General features: G+C 59.8%; 22 protein-coding genes and 2 tRNA genes. 12 read left to right on the top strand and 12 right to left on the bottom strand.

Annotation, left to right across the window (positions count from 1 at the left end; all coding sequences use genetic code 11):
* Positions 1–12 precede the first annotated feature (12 nt).
* The 3 genes from KF814_05705 to ald all read right to left on the bottom strand — a co-directional run bounded on the left by KF814_05705 (position 13) and on the right by ald (position 2,098).
* A complete protein-coding gene (locus tag KF814_05705) occupies positions 13–309 on the bottom strand; it encodes an acylphosphatase (GenBank protein MBX3235628.1) in 297 nt (98 codons plus the stop codon).
* Between the two features lie 573 nt (positions 310–882).
* A tRNA-Pro gene (locus tag KF814_05710) sits at positions 883–959 on the bottom strand.
* Between the two features lie 35 nt (positions 960–994).
* Positions 995–2,098, bottom strand: coding sequence for an alanine dehydrogenase (ald, locus tag KF814_05715; protein ID MBX3235629.1), 1,104 nt, complete (start codon positions 2,096–2,098; stop codon positions 995–997).
* 151 nt (positions 2,099–2,249) lie between these two features.
* On the opposite strand from ald, the gene KF814_05720 reads away from it, so the two are divergent.
* From KF814_05720 to KF814_05735, 4 genes are all read left to right on the top strand, one after another.
* Positions 2,250–2,618, top strand: a complete 369-nt coding sequence (locus KF814_05720) for a hypothetical protein (protein ID MBX3235630.1) — start codon at positions 2,250–2,252, stop codon at positions 2,616–2,618.
* A gap of 39 nt (positions 2,619–2,657) precedes the next feature.
* Entirely contained in the window at positions 2,658–3,008 is a 351-nt protein-coding gene (locus KF814_05725; protein ID MBX3235631.1) for a (2Fe-2S) ferredoxin domain-containing protein, read from the top strand.
* A 34-nt stretch (positions 3,009–3,042) separates the two neighbouring features.
* Entirely contained in the window at positions 3,043–3,456 is a 414-nt protein-coding gene (locus tag KF814_05730; protein MBX3235632.1) for a hypothetical protein, read from the top strand.
* 65 nt (positions 3,457–3,521) lie between these two features.
* Positions 3,522–3,749, top strand: a complete 228-nt coding sequence (locus KF814_05735; GenBank protein ID MBX3235633.1) for a hypothetical protein — start codon at positions 3,522–3,524, stop codon at positions 3,747–3,749.
* 500 nt (positions 3,750–4,249) lie between these two features.
* On the opposite strand, the gene KF814_05740 is transcribed toward KF814_05735, so the two are convergent.
* Positions 4,250–5,251 (bottom strand): squalene/phytoene synthase family protein, encoded by a 1,002-nt coding sequence (locus KF814_05740; GenBank protein MBX3235634.1) that lies wholly within the window; start codon positions 5,249–5,251, stop codon positions 4,250–4,252.
* Positions 5,252–5,302: 51 nt separating this feature from the next.
* Entirely contained in the window at positions 5,303–5,743 is a 441-nt protein-coding gene (locus tag KF814_05745; protein ID MBX3235635.1) for a cupredoxin domain-containing protein, read from the bottom strand.
* 268 nt (positions 5,744–6,011) lie between these two features.
* Here KF814_05745 and htpX point away from each other — a divergent pair, with 268 nt between their 5' ends.
* Both htpX and KF814_05755 read left to right on the top strand, forming a co-directional pair.
* Positions 6,012–6,932, top strand: coding sequence for a protease HtpX (gene htpX / locus KF814_05750; protein ID MBX3235636.1), 921 nt, complete (start codon positions 6,012–6,014; stop codon positions 6,930–6,932).
* Between the two features lie 356 nt (positions 6,933–7,288).
* Positions 7,289–7,786 carry a glutathione peroxidase gene (locus tag KF814_05755; GenBank protein MBX3235637.1) on the top strand — a complete coding sequence of 166 codons (498 nt, stop codon included), beginning with the start codon at positions 7,289–7,291 and terminating at the stop codon, positions 7,784–7,786.
* Between the two features lie 77 nt (positions 7,787–7,863).
* Here KF814_05755 and KF814_05760 read toward each other — a convergent pair whose 3' ends face one another.
* Both KF814_05760 and KF814_05765 read right to left on the bottom strand, forming a co-directional pair.
* On the bottom strand, positions 7,864–8,139 hold the full coding sequence (locus KF814_05760; GenBank protein ID MBX3235638.1) for a hypothetical protein: 276 nt from the start codon (positions 8,137–8,139) through the stop codon (positions 7,864–7,866).
* Between the two features lie 81 nt (positions 8,140–8,220).
* Positions 8,221–8,898, bottom strand: coding sequence for a hypothetical protein (locus KF814_05765; protein MBX3235639.1), 678 nt, complete (start codon positions 8,896–8,898; stop codon positions 8,221–8,223).
* 150 nt (positions 8,899–9,048) lie between these two features.
* Between KF814_05765 and KF814_05770 the strand changes: the two genes are divergently transcribed.
* On the top strand, positions 9,049–10,458 hold the full coding sequence (locus KF814_05770) for an MFS transporter (protein ID MBX3235640.1): 1,410 nt from the start codon (positions 9,049–9,051) through the stop codon (positions 10,456–10,458).
* Between the two features lie 38 nt (positions 10,459–10,496).
* On the opposite strand, the gene KF814_05775 is transcribed toward KF814_05770, so the two are convergent.
* Positions 10,497–10,700 carry a hypothetical protein gene (locus KF814_05775; protein ID MBX3235641.1) on the bottom strand — a complete coding sequence of 68 codons (204 nt, stop codon included), beginning with the start codon at positions 10,698–10,700 and terminating at the stop codon, positions 10,497–10,499.
* A 208-nt stretch (positions 10,701–10,908) separates the two neighbouring features.
* Here KF814_05775 and KF814_05780 point away from each other — a divergent pair, with 208 nt between their 5' ends.
* The 5 genes from KF814_05780 (at position 10,909) to KF814_05800 (ending at position 15,337) form a co-directional block, all read left to right on the top strand.
* On the top strand, positions 10,909–11,361 hold the full coding sequence (locus KF814_05780) for a GatB/YqeY domain-containing protein (protein MBX3235642.1): 453 nt from the start codon (positions 10,909–10,911) through the stop codon (positions 11,359–11,361).
* Positions 11,362–11,537: 176 nt separating this feature from the next.
* Positions 11,538–12,179, top strand: a complete 642-nt coding sequence (locus KF814_05785; GenBank protein MBX3235643.1) for a response regulator — start codon at positions 11,538–11,540, stop codon at positions 12,177–12,179.
* Positions 12,180–12,225: 46 nt separating this feature from the next.
* Positions 12,226–13,230 carry a diguanylate cyclase gene (locus KF814_05790; protein ID MBX3235644.1) on the top strand — a complete coding sequence of 335 codons (1,005 nt, stop codon included), beginning with the start codon at positions 12,226–12,228 and terminating at the stop codon, positions 13,228–13,230.
* Between the two features lie 11 nt (positions 13,231–13,241).
* A complete protein-coding gene (locus tag KF814_05795) occupies positions 13,242–15,011 on the top strand; it encodes a response regulator (GenBank protein ID MBX3235645.1) in 1,770 nt (589 codons plus the stop codon).
* The gene (locus KF814_05800; protein MBX3235646.1) at positions 15,008–15,337 is read left to right on the top strand and encodes an Hpt domain-containing protein; all 330 of its coding nucleotides are present in this window, start codon (positions 15,008–15,010) and stop codon (positions 15,335–15,337) included. The genes KF814_05795 and KF814_05800 overlap by 4 nt, the downstream gene beginning before the upstream one ends.
* 392 nt (positions 15,338–15,729) lie before the next feature.
* On the opposite strand, the gene KF814_05805 is transcribed toward KF814_05800, so the two are convergent.
* The 4 genes from KF814_05805 to KF814_05820 all read right to left on the bottom strand — a co-directional run bounded on the left by KF814_05805 (position 15,730) and on the right by KF814_05820 (position 19,514).
* Positions 15,730–15,805, bottom strand: a tRNA-Ala gene (locus tag KF814_05805).
* A gap of 285 nt (positions 15,806–16,090) precedes the next feature.
* Positions 16,091–16,765 carry a phosphoribosylglycinamide formyltransferase gene (locus KF814_05810; protein MBX3235647.1) on the bottom strand — a complete coding sequence of 225 codons (675 nt, stop codon included), beginning with the start codon at positions 16,763–16,765 and terminating at the stop codon, positions 16,091–16,093.
* A complete protein-coding gene (gene purM / locus KF814_05815; protein ID MBX3235648.1) occupies positions 16,755–17,792 on the bottom strand; it encodes a phosphoribosylformylglycinamidine cyclo-ligase in 1,038 nt (345 codons plus the stop codon). Before purM ends, KF814_05810 begins: the two co-directional genes overlap by 11 nt.
* 321 nt (positions 17,793–18,113) lie before the next feature.
* On the bottom strand, positions 18,114–19,514 hold the full coding sequence (locus KF814_05820) for a sigma-54-dependent Fis family transcriptional regulator (GenBank protein ID MBX3235649.1): 1,401 nt from the start codon (positions 19,512–19,514) through the stop codon (positions 18,114–18,116).
* Positions 19,515–19,616 lie beyond the last annotated feature (102 nt).

The following is a 19,616-nucleotide window of genomic DNA, read 5'->3' on the forward strand; positions in this document are numbered from 1 at the left end:
AGTCCTTATCGGTCAATACCAAATTTGAAAATCCGTGAATCGATCGGCCGCCGTACTCCACTCGACCTGCACCTGAGTCACACGCGACCCGACCGGCCCCTTCCGCAATTCCGCAAGCAAATCCTCGATCACCGCCCGACTGCCTTCGACTTCGAGTTCAACCTGTCCGGTATCGAGGTTTCGTACGCCGCCCGCAAGCCGTCGCGCCGTCCCCACTCGCTGCGTGAAGGCCCGGTACCCAACGCCCTGAACCCTCCCGCTCACCAACACCCTCGCATACACGTGTTCGCGGGAATCGCTCTGAGGCATGGGCTGACGACGCTCACACTGAACTGACGGTTGACGGGCTGAAGTGGTCTCGCCTTGCGTGGATATTCTCACACCTCCAAAAGGCCGTCACGCTTTTTAGGAGTTTGCGCGATCCCACATTTCTTGCCGCTCATCACGACCGGCGAGTTGTTTCAAACGTCCGTCCGGCAAGGTCGACAGATCAACCCACTGTCCGCCTGCTTGTAGAAGAATCGGCTTGTTCGGAACACAACTTGAGGATTAGGTCGGTACGCAATGCCCCTCAGACGGAACGAGTGCGTCAATGCCATGACGATTCGCGCGCAACCTCAGGGAATCGGATGGCGCCGCCGGCGGGTTGTGGGACACAGATGAAAAACTACTCGGTGCGCAGGTCCCGTCATCAGGAGCCGTTAGGGAGGCACGGCGGAGCACACGAAAGCAGCAGATCGCCCAAAGAAGTTCATCCGGCGGCGACAACAAAGAACGGCTGCATTCGATCTGCCGCCGACAGGCACGAACCGCTACTGAATATGAAAAAAGGTGCCGGATGTCTGGGAGCACATGAGAAGGGAAGATCTGGGAAGTTCTGTTTGGTCGGGGCGAGAGGATTTGAACCTCCGACCCCTGCGTCCCGAACGCAGTGCGCTACCGGGCTGCGCTACGCCCCGACCGGGCAGACACGGGAAACGAGTTGCGGATTGTCTTACAAGACGGGGGTAAAACGCAAGCCATGCGCATCCGCCACTCCCTGACAGGTAATTTTGCCCTCCATCACGTTCACTCCGCGCGCCAAACCGCGATCGGATCGAATGGCCCGATCGACTCCGTCGGAAGCCAGGCGCAGCAGGTACGGCAATGTCGCATTCGTCAAAGCGAGGGTCGAGGTACGAGGGACACTCCCCGGCATATTGGCCACGCAATAGTGGGTAACCCCGTCAACGACATACACGGGATCTGAATGGGTCGTCGGCCTGGTCGTCTCAAAACAGCCGCCTTGATCGACCGCGATATCCACGACGACCGAGCCCGGCCGCATGCTCCCGATAGCCGCCCGGCTAACCACCTTCGGTGCGCGCGCACCATGCACCAACACGGCGCCGATCACGAGATCTGCCTCCATCACCGCCTGCTCGACGGCCCCATGGGTCGACATTCGGGTGATGATCCTACCATGGTAGAGATCGTCCAGCGCCCGCAGCCGATCGAGATTCAAATCCAACACCGTCACTTGCGCTCCCATCCCCACGGCAATCCGTGCCGCCGAAGCCCCGGATACGCCGGCCCCCACCACCACCACCTTGGCCGGTTCCACCCCGGGGACTCCGGCCAGCAGCACGCCACGGCCGCCTTGCGCCCGTTCGAGATAGCGTGCGCCCACCTGCACGGAGAGCCGCCCGGCAATTTCACTCATGGGACGCAACATAGGCAAACTGCCGTCGGCCGCCTCCACCGTCTCATAGGCGATCCCTGTGATGCTCGCTGCCATCAACGCCTTGGTCAATTCCGGCAGGGAAGCCAAATGGAGGTAGGTAAAGAGAACCTGTCCGGGGCGAAAGAGACTGCACTCAGGGAGCTGGGGTTCTTTCACCTTCACGATGAGGTCGGATTCAACGAACAACGCCTCCTTGGAGACGGCGATTTGGCCCCCGGCTTGGCGATACTCGTCGTCAGAAAAGCCGCTGCCCTGTCCCGCCGAGGCTTCGACCTGCACCTGATGGCCGGCATGCCGCAAGGCGCGAACTCCATCGGGGGTCACGCTGACGCGATACTCATGATCTTTAATTTCTTTCGGTACCCCGATACGCATGATTCCCTCCCTGAAGAGCGCTCACTGCCACCGCTGCTGCATTATACACAGATCGCCTCACACCGTCCCCGTGGCGGCTTGCTACCGCAAAGGCCCGTGCGGTAAGATTCGCCCCCATTGACCGCCGAAGGCGGAGAGGAGTCACTCGCGTATGGAAGTCGAAGCCTGCAATGCCTGTGGTGCCACGGGCACAGCCTTGATGAAGTTGTCGTTGGGTAAGGACTTTTTCGGACGAACCTATGACCGCCTGTCCCCCTCCTCGGACCAGAGCCCAAAGTGGTATTGTGAGCCCTGCTCGATGATAAAGAATTTGCAACGGGACTTCAGGGACATTCGCTCCGAGTTCGACAAACTGGCCAAGGGCCAATCTTCAGCGGTGTCGGAACCTGAAGCCAAACAGCGTGCCCAGCTTCGGTTGCAAGAGATCGCCACCATTGCCGGGGCCCAGCCCTCCGGATCCACATTGCTGGATGCGGCGGACGTCAAACAACTGATCGATCGACTGCACGCGCGGGCCTGATCGGTCCAATCACACCACCGAGACCGCCCATTCACCACCATGACCGGCTACCAACGTCATATTTTTGTCTGCACGAACAAGCGGGAGCCCGACGATCCTCGCGGCAGTTGCTCTAAGTTAGGCTCAGAATCGCTGCATGCCCGGTTCAAGCAGGAAGCGAAGCGTTTGAACCTCAAGGGAGTCGTACGGGCCAACAAAGCCGGATGCCTTGATTACTGCGCGCAGGGCCCCAGCGTGGTGATCTATCCGGAAGGGGTGTGGTACCGGGTGAGCACCGAGGCCGATGTGACCGAAATCATGGAGCGCCATATTCTCAAGGGCGAGGTCGTCCAACGCCTTCTGATGCCGGACCAGGCTCCACCCGCGTTGCTCTCCCCGCTGAAACGCTAAAGCACCGCCCCCGACCGTGCCATCAGAGGTTGTCATGCCCGCCGATGAAAAATGGAAGGCGAATATGGAGAAGGTGGCCTTCATGAAAGCCTTCCCCAACCTCCTGCAGGGATGGGAGGAGTTGCGCGGCAAAACCGTAGAAGCGGTCGCGCCGCTGAAAGGCAAGGCCGGCTCTGCGGCCCTGATCTTTACGGACGGGACGCTTCTGATCGCGCCGCCGCCGGCAACCGAACCGTTCGAGTTAGGAGAGGCCCTACAAGCGGCTCGGCCGCAGCTGCAACCCCGGCAACCGGCGTGGTATGAGGAATACGATCGGTTGGTTCAGAAAGACAAGGACGCGATGCGGTCCGCCCGGCTCGAAAAGATTCTCGGTGCGATCCAAAATAACCTGGAACAGATCCCCGAATTGAAAGACCGGCTCAAGGATCTGGTCAAGGAGTGGAAGTGAGCAGTCTGCCCAAAAAGAATATGTTCGAGATCTTCTCGCAAGGTCTCTTCGAAGGAGTGAAGCCTATGATGCTCGTTCGCGATCACCTGGTGCGCCATCCTGACCGGTGCACCCACCAAGCTATCTGCATGCCGGTTTGCCCGACGAGCGCCTGGCTCTCGACGCCGCCTTACAAGTTCGATCCGTCCCGTTGCCTGGAAAGCTGCCGGCTGTGTCTTGACGCTTGCCCTTCGCAAGCGATCTATGCGGTCTACCGCAAAGGCGACAAGCTGCTGGAGCCGCAAAAGAAGTAGTCGGGGGCACCCGGCAGATCCCTGTGCTCGCGCAACGCGCGACCTCGCAAGGCCCTCGTTGAACGCGCAGTAGGGATCAGCCAAGCGCCCCCGTGGAAGGCCGCAGGAGGGGGACTTTGCGGGTTCAGCATTGCAACGGTGAACTGGCGAAACGGGGAAAGTTCCTCATCTGTCAATGATCGTCGCCCGGTCAAACTCACAATCACGAAACCATCCGCTTCGAATCGCCATGACGCAAGCATCCCAGGCTTTCCGACTTGGACAACAATTCTATGTTCTCCGGAATCGAGCAAGTCATGCCAAACCGTCACTGAAAGATCGTACCCATCGCGAATGATCGATTCTTGGCCCCCTTGGGGGGAAGCAACACCAATTCCTCAAACGACTTTTTTGCAATATTCTCCCGGTACTCCCGCGCTACTATCCGCAGATCCGGCATGTTACCTGTCCCAAAGAACGTCTGGAGCTTAAGATGCACCTTCAACAATCACTCGTGCTGATTAGCAAATTTGCTTTCTGAGACGGCCCCAGTAGGCGGTACCGACGTAGCCACAGGCACCGGTGAATGTGGTAAGGGCCATGACTCGATAGACGACCGAGCGCGGAGCCTTGACGTTGACGGCAGGATCGAGCAAATCGGGGGCTGCAGCGACACGTTTGAGCGTTTCACCGGCCAGTAGGATGGGCCACATACAGGCCAATCGCTGCCGGATCTCGAGCCTCGGCAACGCCATCGCATACATCCAGCCCTGATCCAAGTGTTCGACCGCCTGCTTAATCATGCGCAGGAGGATCGGGCGAAAGGTCGGCAGGCTTTCCGGTCTGAGCAGATCCACCGGTTTGAGGCCGACTTCGTCCAGCCATTGCGTCGGCACATAACAACGGCCGTTGTGAAGGTCACGGGCAAGGTCCTTCACGATATTGGTCAGTTGCAGCCCTTTCCCGAACCGTACGCCAATCGCGGACATCCGGTCGACATCCCAATGCGCCATCGCCCGGCGATGCGCGCAGACCATACGGGTCCAGAACTCGCCCACGCAACCCGCAACGTAATAGGTGTAGCGATCCAGCTCCTCCGGGCGTTCCAAGGCTGTGAGATCCTTCGCCGAGGAGCCTGGAAACCTGGTCAGATCCATTTCCATTCCGTTCGGGAGTACCTCCATCAACCAGCGGATACGCTCACGGTCTCCGCGATCGAACTGCCGATACATCGCCAGACATTCCGGCAAGCGCTGGAGCAGAACACGCTCGGCTGAATCGGTCTGGTGCGGCAAAAGACCCGCCTGGATTGCCTGCACATCCTGCAGCTGAACCTCATCAGCCGCAAACTGGGCACGAAACATGGTGAGGTAGCGCAGGCGTTGGTCCCGCCCGATTAAGTCGGCGTCGGCAATGGTGTCTGCCGCGCGTGCGAACAGATAGGCCAAGCCCATTTCGTCACGGACATCCGACGGCAGGACATTCAGGGTCAAGTAAAAAGAGCGAGAGACCTGCTTGAGAATGACGTGCAGCAGTTCGTGCTTGGACGGGGGAGTACTCGTGGCTGGACCTGCTTATCTGACTTCAAGTTTGCCTTCCATGCCCTTTTCCCGGTGGCTTGGAAGGAATAACAGCTTCTTGTCGCAATAGAAGGCGTACGTGCCAGGCTTGGTCGGTGTGAACTGCACCGTCACGGTCTTGCCGGCGCCGACGTCGCGTTCAATAGACAGCCCGGCTGACTCATCCTTCAAAATGAAGTTGTGCGGGGTGATCGAGGTGATGCTGGTGAGAACCAGTTCGACCGGCTTCCCGGCCTGTACAATGAGGTGGCTGGGGGTATATGAATAGCTATCGAGGATGATGGTGGCCCGCTGCACCATGTCCCGCTGGTCGAGTGGAACGGCCAAGGGGGGAACCTGCGGCGGTTGATCGGCCGCCCGACCTACCTGGATGCCCGATATTCCGGGCAAAAGCATGAGGAACGCGCCCATCCCTATGGCCAACGGCCTACTCATGGCCAAGTCTTCTAACAGATGGAACCGGGTCGGTCAACCAACCAGCCGCCCTTATCCACAGCCCCCCCACGAGCTTGACTCCTGGTAGAATCTGCAGGACCACAGGCGCCTTGACTGCCTCAGCAGGAGGCATTATCTGAGGTAGGTACAGCCAGGCCGGTCCCCCGGCTCTGAAAACCGCCTGCGCGTCCGGTATAATGACATCCAGTGCCCGTCCGGTCCCGTATAGTCATGTAGAAGGGGCGGTGGGCGATGAAGGAGGACACAGATGAAGTGGTTGAAGGGTATCGGGCTGTTTCTCATTGCGAACTTCCTCATTTATCTGACGCTTTCGATCACCGTTCGGGTGCTGATCAACGTCGTGCTGCCGGCCTTCGGTATCGATGTGCGTGGGGCCTTCAGCCAGGAACTCCTGGTTTGGTCGTTGGTCATCGGCTTCGGCGGTGCGTTCATCAGTCTGCTCTTTTCCAAGCAGATGGCCCGCGCCATGTTGGACTGCCAGCAAATCACCCAGCCACGCACTCAGGCGGAGCAGGTGATCTTCGGTTCGGTGCAAGAGATCGCCCAGCGGCTGCACATCAACATGCCGGAGGTTTGGGTCTATGAATCGCCGGACCCTAACGCCTTTGCGACCGGACCGAGCAAGAACAATTCGATGGTGGCGGTGTCGACTGGCTTACTTGCGAACCTGCGAGAAAATGAGGTGAAATCGGTTCTCGCGCACGAGATGGGCCATGTCTACAACGGCGACATGTTCACGACGACGGTATTGGCCGGCTTAATGAACACGTTCGTGCACTATATCAGCAACTTCGTCTACTCCATGATCGGACAACCCCAAGGGGAGAATCGCGAAGAAGGGCAAGGCGGCAATCCGATCCTGGCGTTCGTCGTGTACATCGTGCTGCAGGTGATCCTGTCTGTCCTGGCGATGTTGGTTGTAAGCTGGCATTCGCGACGCCGCGAATATGCCGCCGACGCCTTCGCTGCCAAGGTGTACGGGAAAGACTCGATGATCGGCGCCCTTCAAGCCATCGATCGTTGGGTGAACCGGGCTCAGTTCGAGTACAGCACCCAGGACGCGCTGGCGACGATGAAGATTTCGGGCAACACGTCAGGATTCATGCATCTCTTTGCGACCCATCCCCCCATCGAAGAACGGGTCGCAGCATTGCAGCGGCTTTCATAACGACTACACCATTCAAGGAGGGTCCGCATGTTCACCGGCTCGATCATGGCGACAGTCCGAGGCATCAGTAAGGGTGTGAGGATTGGCCTGTCTCGACTGGACCTACGGTCGATCTGGCAGGGGTTGATGACCGCTTTCGGTAAGCTGGTGTCTCCCCCCGGTATCCCGGTTCCAGTGCGGAGCCGGAAACCGAATCGGGGGTCCCGGCGATCCACCAATTGAGCAGGAGGCCAATGGTGACCAGAGATTCGACTTGCACCTGGAAGATGCTGCTCGGGGGCTTGATCATTGGAGTCGGGCTCGGTCTGCTCGTGGCTACGGAGCGTGCCGGCGCAGCGGAAGAAGGAGCGATGCTGATGGCAGCGAAGGCGGGAAGCATTTATGACTTCACGCTGAACGATATCGACGGCAAGCCCGTCTCGCTCAGCCAATATAAAGGGAAGGTCGTGATGCTGGTGAACACCGCCAGCTTCTGCGGGAATACGCCGCAGTATGCGGACCTTGAAAAGATGTACGAAACCTACAAGGCTCGCGGGCTCGAAATTCTCGCGTTTCCGGCCAACAACTTCGGGCAGCAGGAACCGGGGACGAACGAGGAGATCAAGGGCTTCTGCCTTACAAAATACAGCGTGGGGTTTTCCCTTTTCAGCAAGATCAGCGTGAAGGGCGCCGACAAGCACCCGCTCTATCGCTATCTCACGGAACAGAGCCCATTCCCCGGCGAGGTGGAATGGAACTTTCAGAAGTATCTCGTGGATCGGTCGGGAAACGTCGTAGCCCGGTACCACCACGGAACCAAGCCTCTGGCTTCTGAAATCGTGAAGGATGTCGAACACTACCTCACGAAGAATTGACCCAGCCTCGACAAGACCCCTTCCGCAGTCAGCGACTAGGCGCTACAGGGTGCGACCGAGAGTCGCACCCCCTCCACTCAAGTCTTCTTCACGAAACTAATGTGCCCTTGATATTCTTGGATGGCCGCGCCCAGCGCCGCCTTCCCCAGTGGAATGTTCGCGTCCAGCGCCTCTTCCACCTTTGGGTCGTCGATCACCACGTCATAACGATCCTGAATATTTGTCCGCACCGCGGTCCCGTCCTTGAACGTTCGCGGCATGTAGATCTCCGTCCACACTTCTTTTTCGACCAGACAAACGTCCCGAAATCGTTCGTAGAGCAACGCCAGCTTTTCTGCATCCGTTTCCTTCATAACGGTTACTCCCCGCGTCTACGCACCATCGGCGACCGAACGTCGCCCATGAGGCACGTTAGACCAGGGACCCGGCTCTTTTCAACGGGGCGTGGCGTCGGAAGGGGGCGAGGAAGGGGCCGGCTGATCACCGACGGAGAATCGCATGGTGCCGACCTGGTTGACTGCGTGGAAGGGCTGCTGCCCCAGCGAGGTAATATAAATCTTCACCAAATAAGAGCCGACCGGCCACGCTTCGCCCGGTCGCTTCAGCTCCAAGAATCCATACCGCTCGTGGCCCGGCACTTCGAGCGAATCCCACACCAACGGGGAGGTACCGACTTTGCCGTCCGGTGCTATCGGAAACACTTGGGCCGCGAACTGAGCCGGATCCTCGAGCGGCGCCACTTCAAATACGATGAAGACTGCAGGCGCGTCTGCTGGAAATAAGCTGGCGCCAGGCTCGACCGGCTTGAGCCGCGGGTCCTGTGTAAACCACCCTTTGCGTCCGAACGTATCCCATTCAACGTCATAGCCTCGAGCCATCTTGATCCAGGTGAAGAGCGATTGGGGAATGCCCTTCTGCTGGAGGTCCATGGAGGGAGCTTCCGTCGGCTCGAATTCCGTCGTCGCCTGCTCCTTGGGCGCGAGGAGATCACGCGCCTCCGCCGACTGTGGGCCTATCCATGCCAAGGCAGCCATTAAGCAGATGCCCCATGCGCCGGCGAGCCGACACCGGCACTGGCGACCCAATCGGTAACCGGAACGTGTTGATAGCATACGATCATCGTACCGACTTGTCCGGAAGGGTTCAACTCGTCGGCGGAAACGCCGGAAGAACGAGGCAAGGGGGGGTCTCTTTGATATAATCCCAGATATTCCCGAAGCTGCCGCTCCGGGAGGCTTTTTCAGGATATTCTTCTGAGCTGCATGAACGCCGCGCCCTCTCTGCCTGCAACAGATTTACAGACCGACTCCGAGCCCCCGACAGAATCGCCATACTCCGGCACCAAGACCTCGCAACGTGAACAAGGCCTTCGCGATGCCGCCTTCCAAGCAGCTGCCCAAGGCGGAGGAGAGAATTATTTTTCGGCCTTCGCCCTGCTGTTGCACGCCTCTCCGTTTCAAATCGGCATCCTCTCTGCCCTACCGCAGCTCGTCGGGATAGTGTCGCAGCTTTCCTCGGTCAAGTTGCTCCAATACCTTCGAAAGCCGGAGCGCCTGGTCGTGTTCGGAGGCTGGGGGCAAGCCCTCTGTTGGCTTCCTCTCCTGGCGTTGCCGCTTCTCATACCATCGCGAGGCCCCTGGGTACTGATCGCGTGCGCCGTCCTGTATTTTGCCTTCGGCCATGCGACCGCACCGGCGTGGAATAGCCTGCTGATCGAGCTCACCGACACGGAAACCCGCGGAGCCTACTTTGCCCAGCGGGCCCGTATTACCGCGCTCGTCAGCTTTCTGGCGCTCGGCGCGGCGGGAACGATTCTGACCGTGGGACAGGCTTGGGGGGTGAGCTGGCTGGGATTCGTGCTGATCTTTCTCGGCGCGGCCTCGGCGCGGCTCGGTGCGACCCATTGCCAGGCGCTGGTTGCCGCACGGACAGCCGGCCACGGCATCGACGCACCTCACGGCTTCCGGCATTTTCTACTTCACCAGGCCACGCCGGATTTCCGCCGCTTCATGCTCTTTTCAGGGCTGGTCCATTGGGCCGTGCTGATCTCCGGCCCCTTTTTCGTGATCTACCTGCTGCGGGACCTGCATTGGACTTACCTGCACTATGCCGGGTGGATGGCGGCGAGCATTCTCGGACAGTTCACGACGCTGAAACCCTGGGGACAATTCGGAGATCGATACGGCAACAAGAACCTGCTACGCGTGACCGCCTTTGCGGTGCCGGTCTTGCCGATGGCCTACCTGGTGAGCGGACAGTACCCGTATTTATTGGGTGTCAATTTCTTCGGTGGGATCGTGTGGGCGGGACTATCGCTCGGTTTGCAGAACTATGTGTTTGATTCGCTTCGCCCCGAAGAACGCACAAGGGGCGTCGCACTGGCCAATGCGATGAACGCCATCGGCTGGGGACTCGGCGCCTTGACGGGCAGCTGGCTCGCCACAATCGTCCCTGCCCAGCTTCGGTTTGCCTTCTGGGACCTGACGCCGGCCTCGAACCTGCCCTTTGTATTTTTCATTTCCGGGCTGCTGCGGCTCGCCATCGCGATCAGCATGTTGGGGCGGTTCGGTGAACCGCGCAAGATCGAGACCATGTCGCAGGGCGAACTGGTGAGAGAGCTCCCGCTCATCAAGCCTTTGATGGCGCGCTGGCCCTCCCGTTCACCCCGCTGACGGACGGCCGCCTCAGGGCAGGTCGGCTGCGAGGGCCGTTACATCCCAGCCGGTTTGTGGTCTCGCTCTTCCTGCTTTAACTTGTCGAACGCACGGTCGGCGTTCCCCTTCACCTGCTCCGGCGATGGTTGCGCCATCGGCTTGGGCTTATCGCTGGAACAGCCGACGGTCAGCATGACGGCAGCCACAATCCCGCAGACCGCTCCCGCTTTCCAGTTCGAACTCCACTGTGTCCGTATCATCCTGCATCCTCCCTGTCGATTCTTGGGCCGACGGACGCGCCGGCGCCGTATTATGGAGCAGCCACCCGAGACTCTCAACCGGAATCAGGATCTCGCTGCCGGTCCGTCCCATCAGGCCCTAACGTCCTGCTCCCGCACCGCGTTGACTGCCTCCGCCGGACCGGTTATTCTGCCATCCTGTCTCCAACGTAATCGAGGAAAGGATGCCATGTCGTTACGAGATCGATTGACCGAAGACCTGAAACTCGCCATGAAGTCGAAGGACCAGCTCCGGATGGATGTCATTCGGATGATCAAGGCGGCGGTCCTGAACAAGGAGGTCGAGATCAAGAAGGATTTGGACGATGCCGAGATGAGCCGCATCATGACCACCCTGATCAAACAGCGGCGAGAGGCAGCCGACCAATTCGACAAGGGTAACCGGGCCGATCTCGCGACAAAGGAACGTCAGGAGATCACAATCATCGAAGCCTATCTCCCGAAAGCCGTGTCGACCGATGAGGTGGGCGCGATCGTCAAGGCGGTCATCGCCGAAACCGGCGCCGCGTCGCTGAAAGACATGGGGCACGTCATGAAGGCCGTCATGGCGCGCCTGGCCGGGCAAACCGTGGACGGCAAGCTCGTCAGCGACCTCGTCAAATCCGCCCTCGCCGGCAAGTAAACACGCGCGTCAGCCCACGTTCGCTTACGTAGTGAATCGACAGCCGCATTGCTCCAAGCGTTGAAATTTCTTTTCAACGGCCGTCTCGCTGCTATACTCACATCATTCGCGGTTCGGCCGTTCGGCATCGGCCTCGCGACCGCGAGATAGCGACCGCCGCCGAAGGATTCCTCGCAATGAGCATTTTGATCGTCGACGACTCTCACGACCAACAGCTGCTGTTGAAGTCCATCCTTACCAAGGCCGGACACCTGGATCTCGCAATGGTGGACTCCGCATCCGCCGCCTACGCGAAGTTAGGCACCGATGCGCCCCAGGGCGAAACCCACCCGATCGATCTCGTCCTGATGGACTTCATGATGCCCGTCACCGACGGCGTCGCGGCCACGAGGCACATCAAGAGCTTCGAACATCTCAGGGACATTCCCGTCATCGTGGTGACCGCGAAAACCGACCTCGGCAACCTGCAGGCTGCCTTCGCGGCAGGTGCCATGGACTTCATCACGAAGCCGGTCAACAGCGTCGAGCTGCTGGCGCGTGTCAATTCGGCGCTGATGCTGAAGAAGGAGATGGACTGCCGCAAACTCCGTGAGCAGGAGCTCCGACGGAGCAATGCCGAACTGCAACAGGCCCTGCGGGAAGTGAAAGTCCTCAAGGGATTGGTCCCGATCTGCGCGTCCTGCAAGAAGATCCGTAACGATCAGGGATTCTGGCAACAGTTGGAGGAATACATCCAACAACACTCCGAAGCGGAGTTCAGCCACGGCCTCTGCACGCCCTGCATAAAAAAGCTTTATCCTGGTGTTTACAAAGACTAGCTGCTAGCATTTTCCCTGGGTCACGGCCTCACGGAGTTACCATCCCATGGGTATTCTGATCGTCGATGATTCGGCGGACGATCGTCTGCTGATCCAATCTATTCTGAGTAACGCCGGCTACGAAGACACCTTCGTCGCCGAGTCGGCCGCCGCGGCCTTCCGTCACTTGGGGCTCGACGGCGGCAAGCATACGGCCGGTCGTATCGATTTGATCTTGATGGACATCTTCATGCCGTCCACGAGCGGCATCGAAGCCTGCCGCCAAATCAAGGCCACCGACCGCTACCGCGACACCCCGATCATCATGGTCACGATCAAGACCGACCCCGTCGATCTCCAGCTGGCGTTTGCCGCCGGTGCGATCGACTATGTGGCCAAGCCCATCAGCAAAATCGAACTCCTCACCCGCGTCCGCTGCGTCCTCCGACTGGTCCACGAAATTGAACGCCGCCGGGCGCGCGAACAGGAATTGCTGGAAGTGATGCGCCAGTTGCAGGAGGCCAACCAGATGCTCTTGCGGCTGTCCTGTCTGGATGGCCTCACCGGCATCACCAACCGACGGCAGTTCGACGATTTCCTCGATCAGGAATGGCGCCGAGCGGCTCGTGAATCGACGCCTCTCTCGCTGATCATGCTCGACATCGACCACTTCAAGACCTTCAACGACAGTCACGGTCATCAGGCAGGGGACGAGTGCTTGCGGCAAGTCGCGCAGATCATCTCCGGCAATGTCAACCGCCCCGGCGACATGGTCGCCCGCTACGGTGGCGACGAGTTTGTGATCGTCCTCCCCGGCACCACCGTCGAAGGCGCAGCCCAAGTGGCCGACTCCCTGCGCCGAAAAGTCCTCGAAGCCGCCATCAAGCATCCGGACGGCCAGCAAGTCACCATCAGCTTGGGGTTCGCTACCACCGTCCCCAGCCGCGTCGCGGCATCGACCGATCTGATCCGCAGCGCGGATCAGGCCCTGTATCAGGCCAAGCAAGAGGGACGCAATCGGGCCAAGCAAGCCGGTGTACTCACCTTGGTTCATAACCAGCCGAAGGATTGACCCGGCACGGCATGGCCAAGCAGCCCTCACGAAAGCCCTCTCCTCGACCGCTGTCTCGAAAAGCACCCTCCCGCACCAGCGTGCCGACCTCTTCCGACCTCCGCCGCGAAACGACAGCCCGCCGAAAGGCCGAACGCGCGCTGGAACAGGTCTCGACCGAGCTCGAACGGCGCGTGGAGGAATTGCAACGAGCGAAAGATACCGCCGAAATCGCCAACCGCGCGAAGAGCGAGTTCCTCGCCAGCATGAGCCACGAGATCCGCACCCCGATGAACGCCATCATCGGCATGGCGGACCTGTTGTGGGAAACGGAACTCACGCCGGAGCAACGCAAGTACCTTCGGATCTTCAGGCGCGCCGGCAGCAGTCTGCTCAGCCTCATCAATGACATTCTCGACCTCTCGAAGGTGGAGTCGGGTCATTTGGATCTCGAGCTGATCGACTTCGACCTCAGCGAACTCATCGATAAGACCAGCGAAATCCTCGCGCTTCGCGCGAATGAGAAGGGCCTCGAACTGGCCTGCCATCTGGCGACGGACGTGCCCTGCCACCTGTTCGGCGACCCGAACCGGCTCCATCAAATTCTCGTCAATCTGATCGGCAACGCCATCAAGTTCACCGAGCAAGGCGCGGTCGTCATGAAGATCGTAAATGATCCCGATCTCAAGGAGCCGGGGGCGATCCGCTTTTCCGTGACGGACACCGGGATCGGCATTCCTCCGGACAAACTGGAAGCCATCTTCGACAGCTTTACACAGGCCAATAGCGCCATCGCCCGCCAATACGGCGGCACGGGGCTCGGCCTCTCGATTTCGAAGCACCTGGCCGAACTGATGGGCGGGCGCATCTGGGTGGAAAGCGCCGTGGGGCAAGGCAGCACGTTTCACTGCCAAGTACGACTCGGCATCCAGAAAGAAATGCCTCGCTCCAAGACACCGGTGCTCCTGAACCTGAAGGGGATCCGCTGTTTGGTCGTGGACGACTACCCGACCAATCGCTTGATCCTGCGCGAGATCCTGTACGGCTGGGGCGCGGTTGTCACCGAGGCCGACTGCGGTGAACAGGGATTGGCCGTGCTCGAGGAGGCCCAGCAGGCCGGTAAGCCTTTCAACCTCATGCTCCTCGACTGCCGCATGCCAGGCCTGGACGGGTTCGAAGTCACGCAGCAGGTTCGAGCCAATCCGGCGCTGCGCGACATTACGATCATCATGCTTGCCTCCGACCGCTGGGCCGACGATATCGCCCGTACCTACGACTTGGGGCTCGGTGGCTATCTCGTGAAACCCATCAAGCGCTCCGATCTGTATCAAACAATCGGTATCGCGTTGGGCCGCAGCAAGAGCGCCTTGGCCGCCGCAACCGAAGCGAAGACGCAGCCTCCAGCCCCGTCGGGACGGGCTCTCCGGATCCTCCTGGTCGAGGACTCCTCGGACAACCAATTGCTCATTCAGTCATACCTCAAACAATCGCCGCACCGCCTCGACATCGCGGACAACGGCAAGATCGCGGTGGAGAAGTTCCAACACGGCCACTACGACCTGATTCTTATGGACATGCAGATGCCGGTCATGGACGGCCTGACCGCGACTCGCACGATCCGCCAGTGGGAGCGGCAGGAGGGCCTTCCCCCGGTCCAAATTGTGGCGCTGACGGCGCTCGCGCTCAAGGAGGAAGGGGTCAAAATCGTCGAAGCCGGCTGCAACGCGCACATGACGAAGCCGCTCAAGAAAACGACGCTGTTGGAACTGTTGTCGGCCTTTGAAAGGACGCGTCCCTCATGACGCCAGGCAAGTCAGTCAACCAGGAGTCAAAGATCGTCGTGCAGATCGACCCCGACCTTGAAGATATCGTGCCGGTCTTTCTGCAAAACCGGCAGCGTGATATGGCGACATTGGATGGCTGTCTGAAAAAGCTGGATTGGCAGACCGTTCGACTGCTGGGACACCGCATGAAGGGTGACGGCGGTGGATACGGCTTCGACCGCATCAGCGAGATCGGCGGACGGTTGGAACAGGCCGCTTTGACCGGAGACCAGACTACCATTACGCAGCAATGCGCTGAGTTGAAGGATTTTCTCGCGAGGGTGGAAGTCGTCTACAAGCGATAGGCGCGCAAGCACCCTCCCCCCTCAGCCGAGCTCCGCTGAAAGCGCCGGAAGCCACAAGGCCGAATCGGAGCCCCTCCGACCTGCGTCTCGACTGAGACCGTGCCCTCGTAGGCACGACGATCCCCTTCACGATCGCCAATCCCAGCCCGGTCCCGCAGGAATTCCTCCCCCGTGCCTTCTTCATGCGTGAAAGCAGAATCCCTCGACCACTTCTGTATCGTACGAAAGAAACTGCGCGGGCAGATTGTCGGGAAGCATCAAGCTGCCGCAGCAATCTCAAAAGGCTTTGCCTCACGAGCCGCCGGCTCAAACCGAAAAGGGATTACATTTCACTGGAGGTATTAGATAACCCCTCGCCTATTGGAAGCGTGGGGTCTCGAAGAAGCGAGGTTTGGTGGAGGGCAGGGGAGTCGAACCCCCGACCCCTACGTTGCGAACGTAGTGCTCTCCCAACTGAGCTAGCCCCCCACACCGATGCCTGGATGGGCACTGTTTACCGAGCGATGGAGGTTGGGACCCCACCCTCACCGATTCGTCGTCCTCAAGGTCACCGCCCCACTCTGTTGAAGATGGGAGCTTGCCTGCCGGAAAGTTGGGACGAACGTCGAAAACCGAACCGCAGGGTTGTTCCGCGCGACAATGCGCGGATCGTCTGATGCTGCGGAGGAGACGGGGAGAAAGCCTGACGTTCGTCCCTCAATCCAGGCTGCATTATACACGAGAGTCTTTCGACTCTCTACACGAACTTGCGAATCAGGCCGGGCTGATGAACCCCGCGGGCGGCGCGCCGGGCCGACTCACGACGACTCGCCTCCCCTCAACCCGCAACCGCCCTTCCGCATAGAGCTGAACCGCCCGCGGATAGATCTGATGTTCTTGTTCGAGAATCCTGGCAGCCAACGCTTCCGGTCCGTCGCCTTCGACAATCGGCACGGCCGCCTGAATGATGATCGGGCCCTCATCGACGCCCTCGGTGACGAAATGCACGGTGCAACCGGCGATCTTGCATCCATGCTCGATGGCTTTCTTCTGCACGTCGAGGCCGGGAAACGACGGCAGCAGCGAGGGATGTATATTCATCATCCGGTTGGCGTAGGCATTGACCAGCACGCCGGTCACGATCTTCATGTATCCGGCTAGCAACACAAGTTCCACCTCGTGCTTGCGCAGTACGTCGAGCACTGCCCGGTCGTACGCCTCGCGGCTGTCCTGCTGGCCCGCAAACGGCTTAGGATCGAGAAAGACGTCGGTGAGACCATGCTTGCGCGCCCGCTCGAGCCCACCCGCGTCCTTCTTGTTGCTCACCACGACGGCGATCGTGGCGGAAAGTCTGCCGGCCTCGATGGCGTCGATGATGGCCTGAAGGTTCGAGCCGCGTCCGGAAACCAGTACGCCGATTTTTACTTTTCGCGGCGCCTCACCCGACATACTCAACCGTCCCCTCTTCCGACGCCTGGCTCACGATTTCACCGATTCGATACGCCTTGTCACCCATTTCGGTCGCCTTGGCGATCACGGAGTCTGCATACTCGGGCGCGGTCACCAGAATGAGTCCGATGCCCATGTTGAACACACGGTACATCTCATCGACCGCCACCCTGCCCCTCTCTTGGATCGACTGAAAAATCGGTAGCACGGGCCAGGAACCGCGACGGACGCGCGCGCCACAGTGAGCAGGAAACACGCGGGGAAGATTCTCGGTAATACCGCCGCCGGTGATGTGGGCAATGCCTTTGAGTGGAAACGCCTGGGCCAAGGCCAAGACTTGCTTGGCATAGATCCGCGTCGGCGCCAGAAGTACTTCACCGAGGGGACGGCCCAATTCGGGGACCACCTGGAGGACCTTAAGCCCGCTCCCTTCCAGCAACACCTTGCGCACCAGCGAAAAGCCGTTGCTATGCACGCCCGTGGAAGCCAGACCGATCACCGCGTCGCCCGGAACGATGGTCCGGCCATCGATCATCTTCGGTCTGTCGACGACTCCGACCGCGAACCCAGCCAGGTCATACTCCCCTTCGGCATAAAACGAAGGCATCTCCGCCGTCTCGCCGCCGATCAAGGCGCAGCCTGCCTGGCGACAACCGTCGGCGATACCGCGCACCACCGCCTCCGCAGTCTTGAGCGACAACTTGCCCGTAGCGAAATAGTCGAGGAAGAACAGCGGCTCGGCCCCGCTGACCGCGATGTCGTTGACACACATCGCCACGAGGTCGATGCCGACCGTATCGTGCTTGTCCGATAAAAAAGCGATCTTGAGCTTGGTGCCGACCCCGTCGGTGCCGGACACGAGCACCGGATCTTGGTAGCGGCTGGCCTGAAACCGGAATAATCCGCCGAACCCACCCAGGTCGGTCATCACCTCCGGACGAAAGGTCGCCCGGACGTGGGGCTTAATACGTTCAACAAATTCATCGCCGGCGTCGATATCGACCCCGGCATCGCGATAGGTCGTCATAGGAAGGGCGCATCTTAGCGATGCAATGGAGGCTTGGTCAACTACGACCCACCGATGCCGGGAGACGCGGCGACGCGCGGCTTGTGAAGCATCTCGATGAAAAAGGGCATAGAGCTACGCACGACGCTTTTCGGGCTGCTCAAACAGCTCATCCAACAAGGCCGCAGGGTGCGCGATGCGAGGGATAACGAGCATCACGGTTGCGCACGCCGGCGAGGCGGTGAGTCGGCAGGTTCTTCGAACAGCGAGGCGTACCCTCGGGGGTACGTTGAGGATCGATTCAAGCCGAGAACGCCGTTGGGTGCTGTTTCCGCAGCCCGATCAGCTCTCGGGGCGCATTTCGACATCGAGCAACTTAATCTTCCGATGCAAATGGCTGCGCTCGATCTTGAGATCTTCCGCCGTGCGCGAGATGTTCCAATGGTGCTCTCGCAACTTGCGGGCAATGAACTCCTTCTCGAAGGCATTCCGGGCATCGCGCAAGGAATCGTATGGCTTGCTGAGCAAATTGCTCACCGGTGCAGCCCCAGCCGCCGGTTGAGCGGCCGGCAGGTTCGGCCTCACTTGCAACGCCAGCGAAGCGTGCCCCGACTCGATCACCGGCCCAGGAACCATGATCATCAGCCGCTCGATCAGGTTGCGCAACTCTCGGATGTTGCCCGGCCATTCATAGTGGGTGAAGACCTCCATGGCCTCCGGCGACACCTGTTTGAGCTTCAGCCCCTGTTCCTCGGCATGCAGGTGGAGAAAATGCTTCACGAGGAGCGGAATGTCGTCTTTACGGTCACGCAGCGGCGGGACGATGATCGGTACGACGTTGAGCCGATAAAACAGGTCCTCGCGAAAGGCCCCCTTCTCGATTTCCTTCAATAAATCCTTATTCGACGCCGCAAGCACACGCACGTCGACCTTGATAAGCTTCGTCCCCCCCACCCGAGTGAACTGCTGTTCCTGCAGAGCACGAAGCACCTTGGCTTGCGTGTTGAGGCTCATATCGCCGATTTCGTCGAGAAACAGCGTGCCTCCGTCAGCCTGCTCGAACTGGCCGCGCTTCATGGTGGTAGCGCCGCTGAACGCCCCCTTCTCATGGCCAAAGAGTTCGCTCTCGATCAAGGTTTCAGGAATCGCCGCGCAGTTGACGGCCACGAAGGGCCGGCTGGCCCGTGCGCTGTGTTGGTGTATCGCCCGAGCCACCAATTCCTTGCCGGTTCCGTTCTCTCCACCGATCAAGACGCGGCTGTTGGTCGGTCCGGCCGTTTCGATCAGCTGACGAAGCTGTTGCATCACCGGCGCCTGCCCGACAAGCTCGAACTTCCCCTGCACCTTCGTGCGCAGCGTGCGATTTTCCTGCTCCAACCGGTGCTGCTCCAGCGCATGCTTAACCCGCAGGGTCACGTTCTCGAGCGAGAGCGGCTTTTCGATGTAGTCGTAGGCGCCGAGCTTGATGGCCTTCACGGCAGTCTCGATCGAGCCGTGCCCGGACATCATCATGACCTGGGTATACGGCGCGAGCTCTCGCACCCGACGCAGGGTTTCAAGACCGTCCATTTCCGGCATCCAAATGTCCAGCATCATAAGGTCCGGCGGATCGGAGGTACAGAGGCGCAGGGCTTCGACGCCGCTCTTGGCCACCGTAATGTCATAACCCTCATCCTCGAGAATGCTGCTCAAGGAGTTGAGAATCGAAACTTCATCGTCGACGATCAAAATCGATGCAGACATATCCTCTCCAAGTACAACGTAGGATCTGACGATCTAGTGACTGCTGAAAACACCTGATCCGGTGAATCGGGGCGATCACCGCACGAAATCGCCACATCGAAC

This window comes from Nitrospiraceae bacterium, assembly GCA_019637075.1.
Lineage (GTDB): Bacteria > Nitrospirota > Nitrospiria > Nitrospirales > Nitrospiraceae > JAHBWI01.

Bases quoted from the DNA above. Each gene is read 5' to 3' on its own strand.
- KF814_05785 (MBX3235643.1), top strand. From the start codon at position 11,538: ATGAGCATTTTGATCGTCGACGACTCTCACGACCAACAGCTGCTGTTG.
- KF814_05760 (MBX3235638.1), bottom strand. From the start codon at position 8,139: ATGAAGGAAACGGATGCAGAAAAGCTGGCGTTGCTCTACGAACGATTT.
- KF814_05820 (MBX3235649.1), bottom strand. From the start codon at position 19,514: ATGTCTGCATCGATTTTGATCGTCGACGATGAAGTTTCGATTCTCAAC.
- KF814_05775 (MBX3235641.1), bottom strand. From the start codon at position 10,700: ATGATACGGACACAGTGGAGTTCGAACTGGAAAGCGGGAGCGGTCTGC.
- KF814_05725 (MBX3235631.1), top strand. From the start codon at position 2,658: ATGACCGGCTACCAACGTCATATTTTTGTCTGCACGAACAAGCGGGAG.
- KF814_05810 (MBX3235647.1), bottom strand. From the start codon at position 16,765: ATGTCGGGTGAGGCGCCGCGAAAAGTAAAAATCGGCGTACTGGTTTCC.
- htpX (MBX3235636.1), top strand. From the start codon at position 6,012: ATGAAGTGGTTGAAGGGTATCGGGCTGTTTCTCATTGCGAACTTCCTC.
- KF814_05705 (MBX3235628.1), bottom strand. From the start codon at position 309: ATGCCTCAGAGCGATTCCCGCGAACACGTGTATGCGAGGGTGTTGGTG.
- KF814_05735 (MBX3235633.1), top strand. From the start codon at position 3,522: ATGATGCTCGTTCGCGATCACCTGGTGCGCCATCCTGACCGGTGCACC.
- KF814_05730 (MBX3235632.1), top strand. From the start codon at position 3,043: ATGCCCGCCGATGAAAAATGGAAGGCGAATATGGAGAAGGTGGCCTTC.
- KF814_05800 (MBX3235646.1), top strand. From the start codon at position 15,008: ATGACGCCAGGCAAGTCAGTCAACCAGGAGTCAAAGATCGTCGTGCAG.
- KF814_05795 (MBX3235645.1), top strand. From the start codon at position 13,242: ATGGCCAAGCAGCCCTCACGAAAGCCCTCTCCTCGACCGCTGTCTCGA.
- KF814_05780 (MBX3235642.1), top strand. From the start codon at position 10,909: ATGTCGTTACGAGATCGATTGACCGAAGACCTGAAACTCGCCATGAAG.
- KF814_05755 (MBX3235637.1), top strand. From the start codon at position 7,289: ATGGCAGCGAAGGCGGGAAGCATTTATGACTTCACGCTGAACGATATC.
- KF814_05745 (MBX3235635.1), bottom strand. From the start codon at position 5,743: ATGAGTAGGCCGTTGGCCATAGGGATGGGCGCGTTCCTCATGCTTTTG.
- ald (MBX3235629.1), bottom strand. From the start codon at position 2,098: ATGCGTATCGGGGTACCGAAAGAAATTAAAGATCATGAGTATCGCGTC.
- KF814_05790 (MBX3235644.1), top strand. From the start codon at position 12,226: ATGGGTATTCTGATCGTCGATGATTCGGCGGACGATCGTCTGCTGATC.
- KF814_05770 (MBX3235640.1), top strand. From the start codon at position 9,049: ATGAACGCCGCGCCCTCTCTGCCTGCAACAGATTTACAGACCGACTCC.
- KF814_05720 (MBX3235630.1), top strand. From the start codon at position 2,250: ATGGAAGTCGAAGCCTGCAATGCCTGTGGTGCCACGGGCACAGCCTTG.
- purM (MBX3235648.1), bottom strand. From the start codon at position 17,792: ATGACGACCTATCGCGATGCCGGGGTCGATATCGACGCCGGCGATGAA.
- KF814_05765 (MBX3235639.1), bottom strand. From the start codon at position 8,898: ATGCTATCAACACGTTCCGGTTACCGATTGGGTCGCCAGTGCCGGTGT.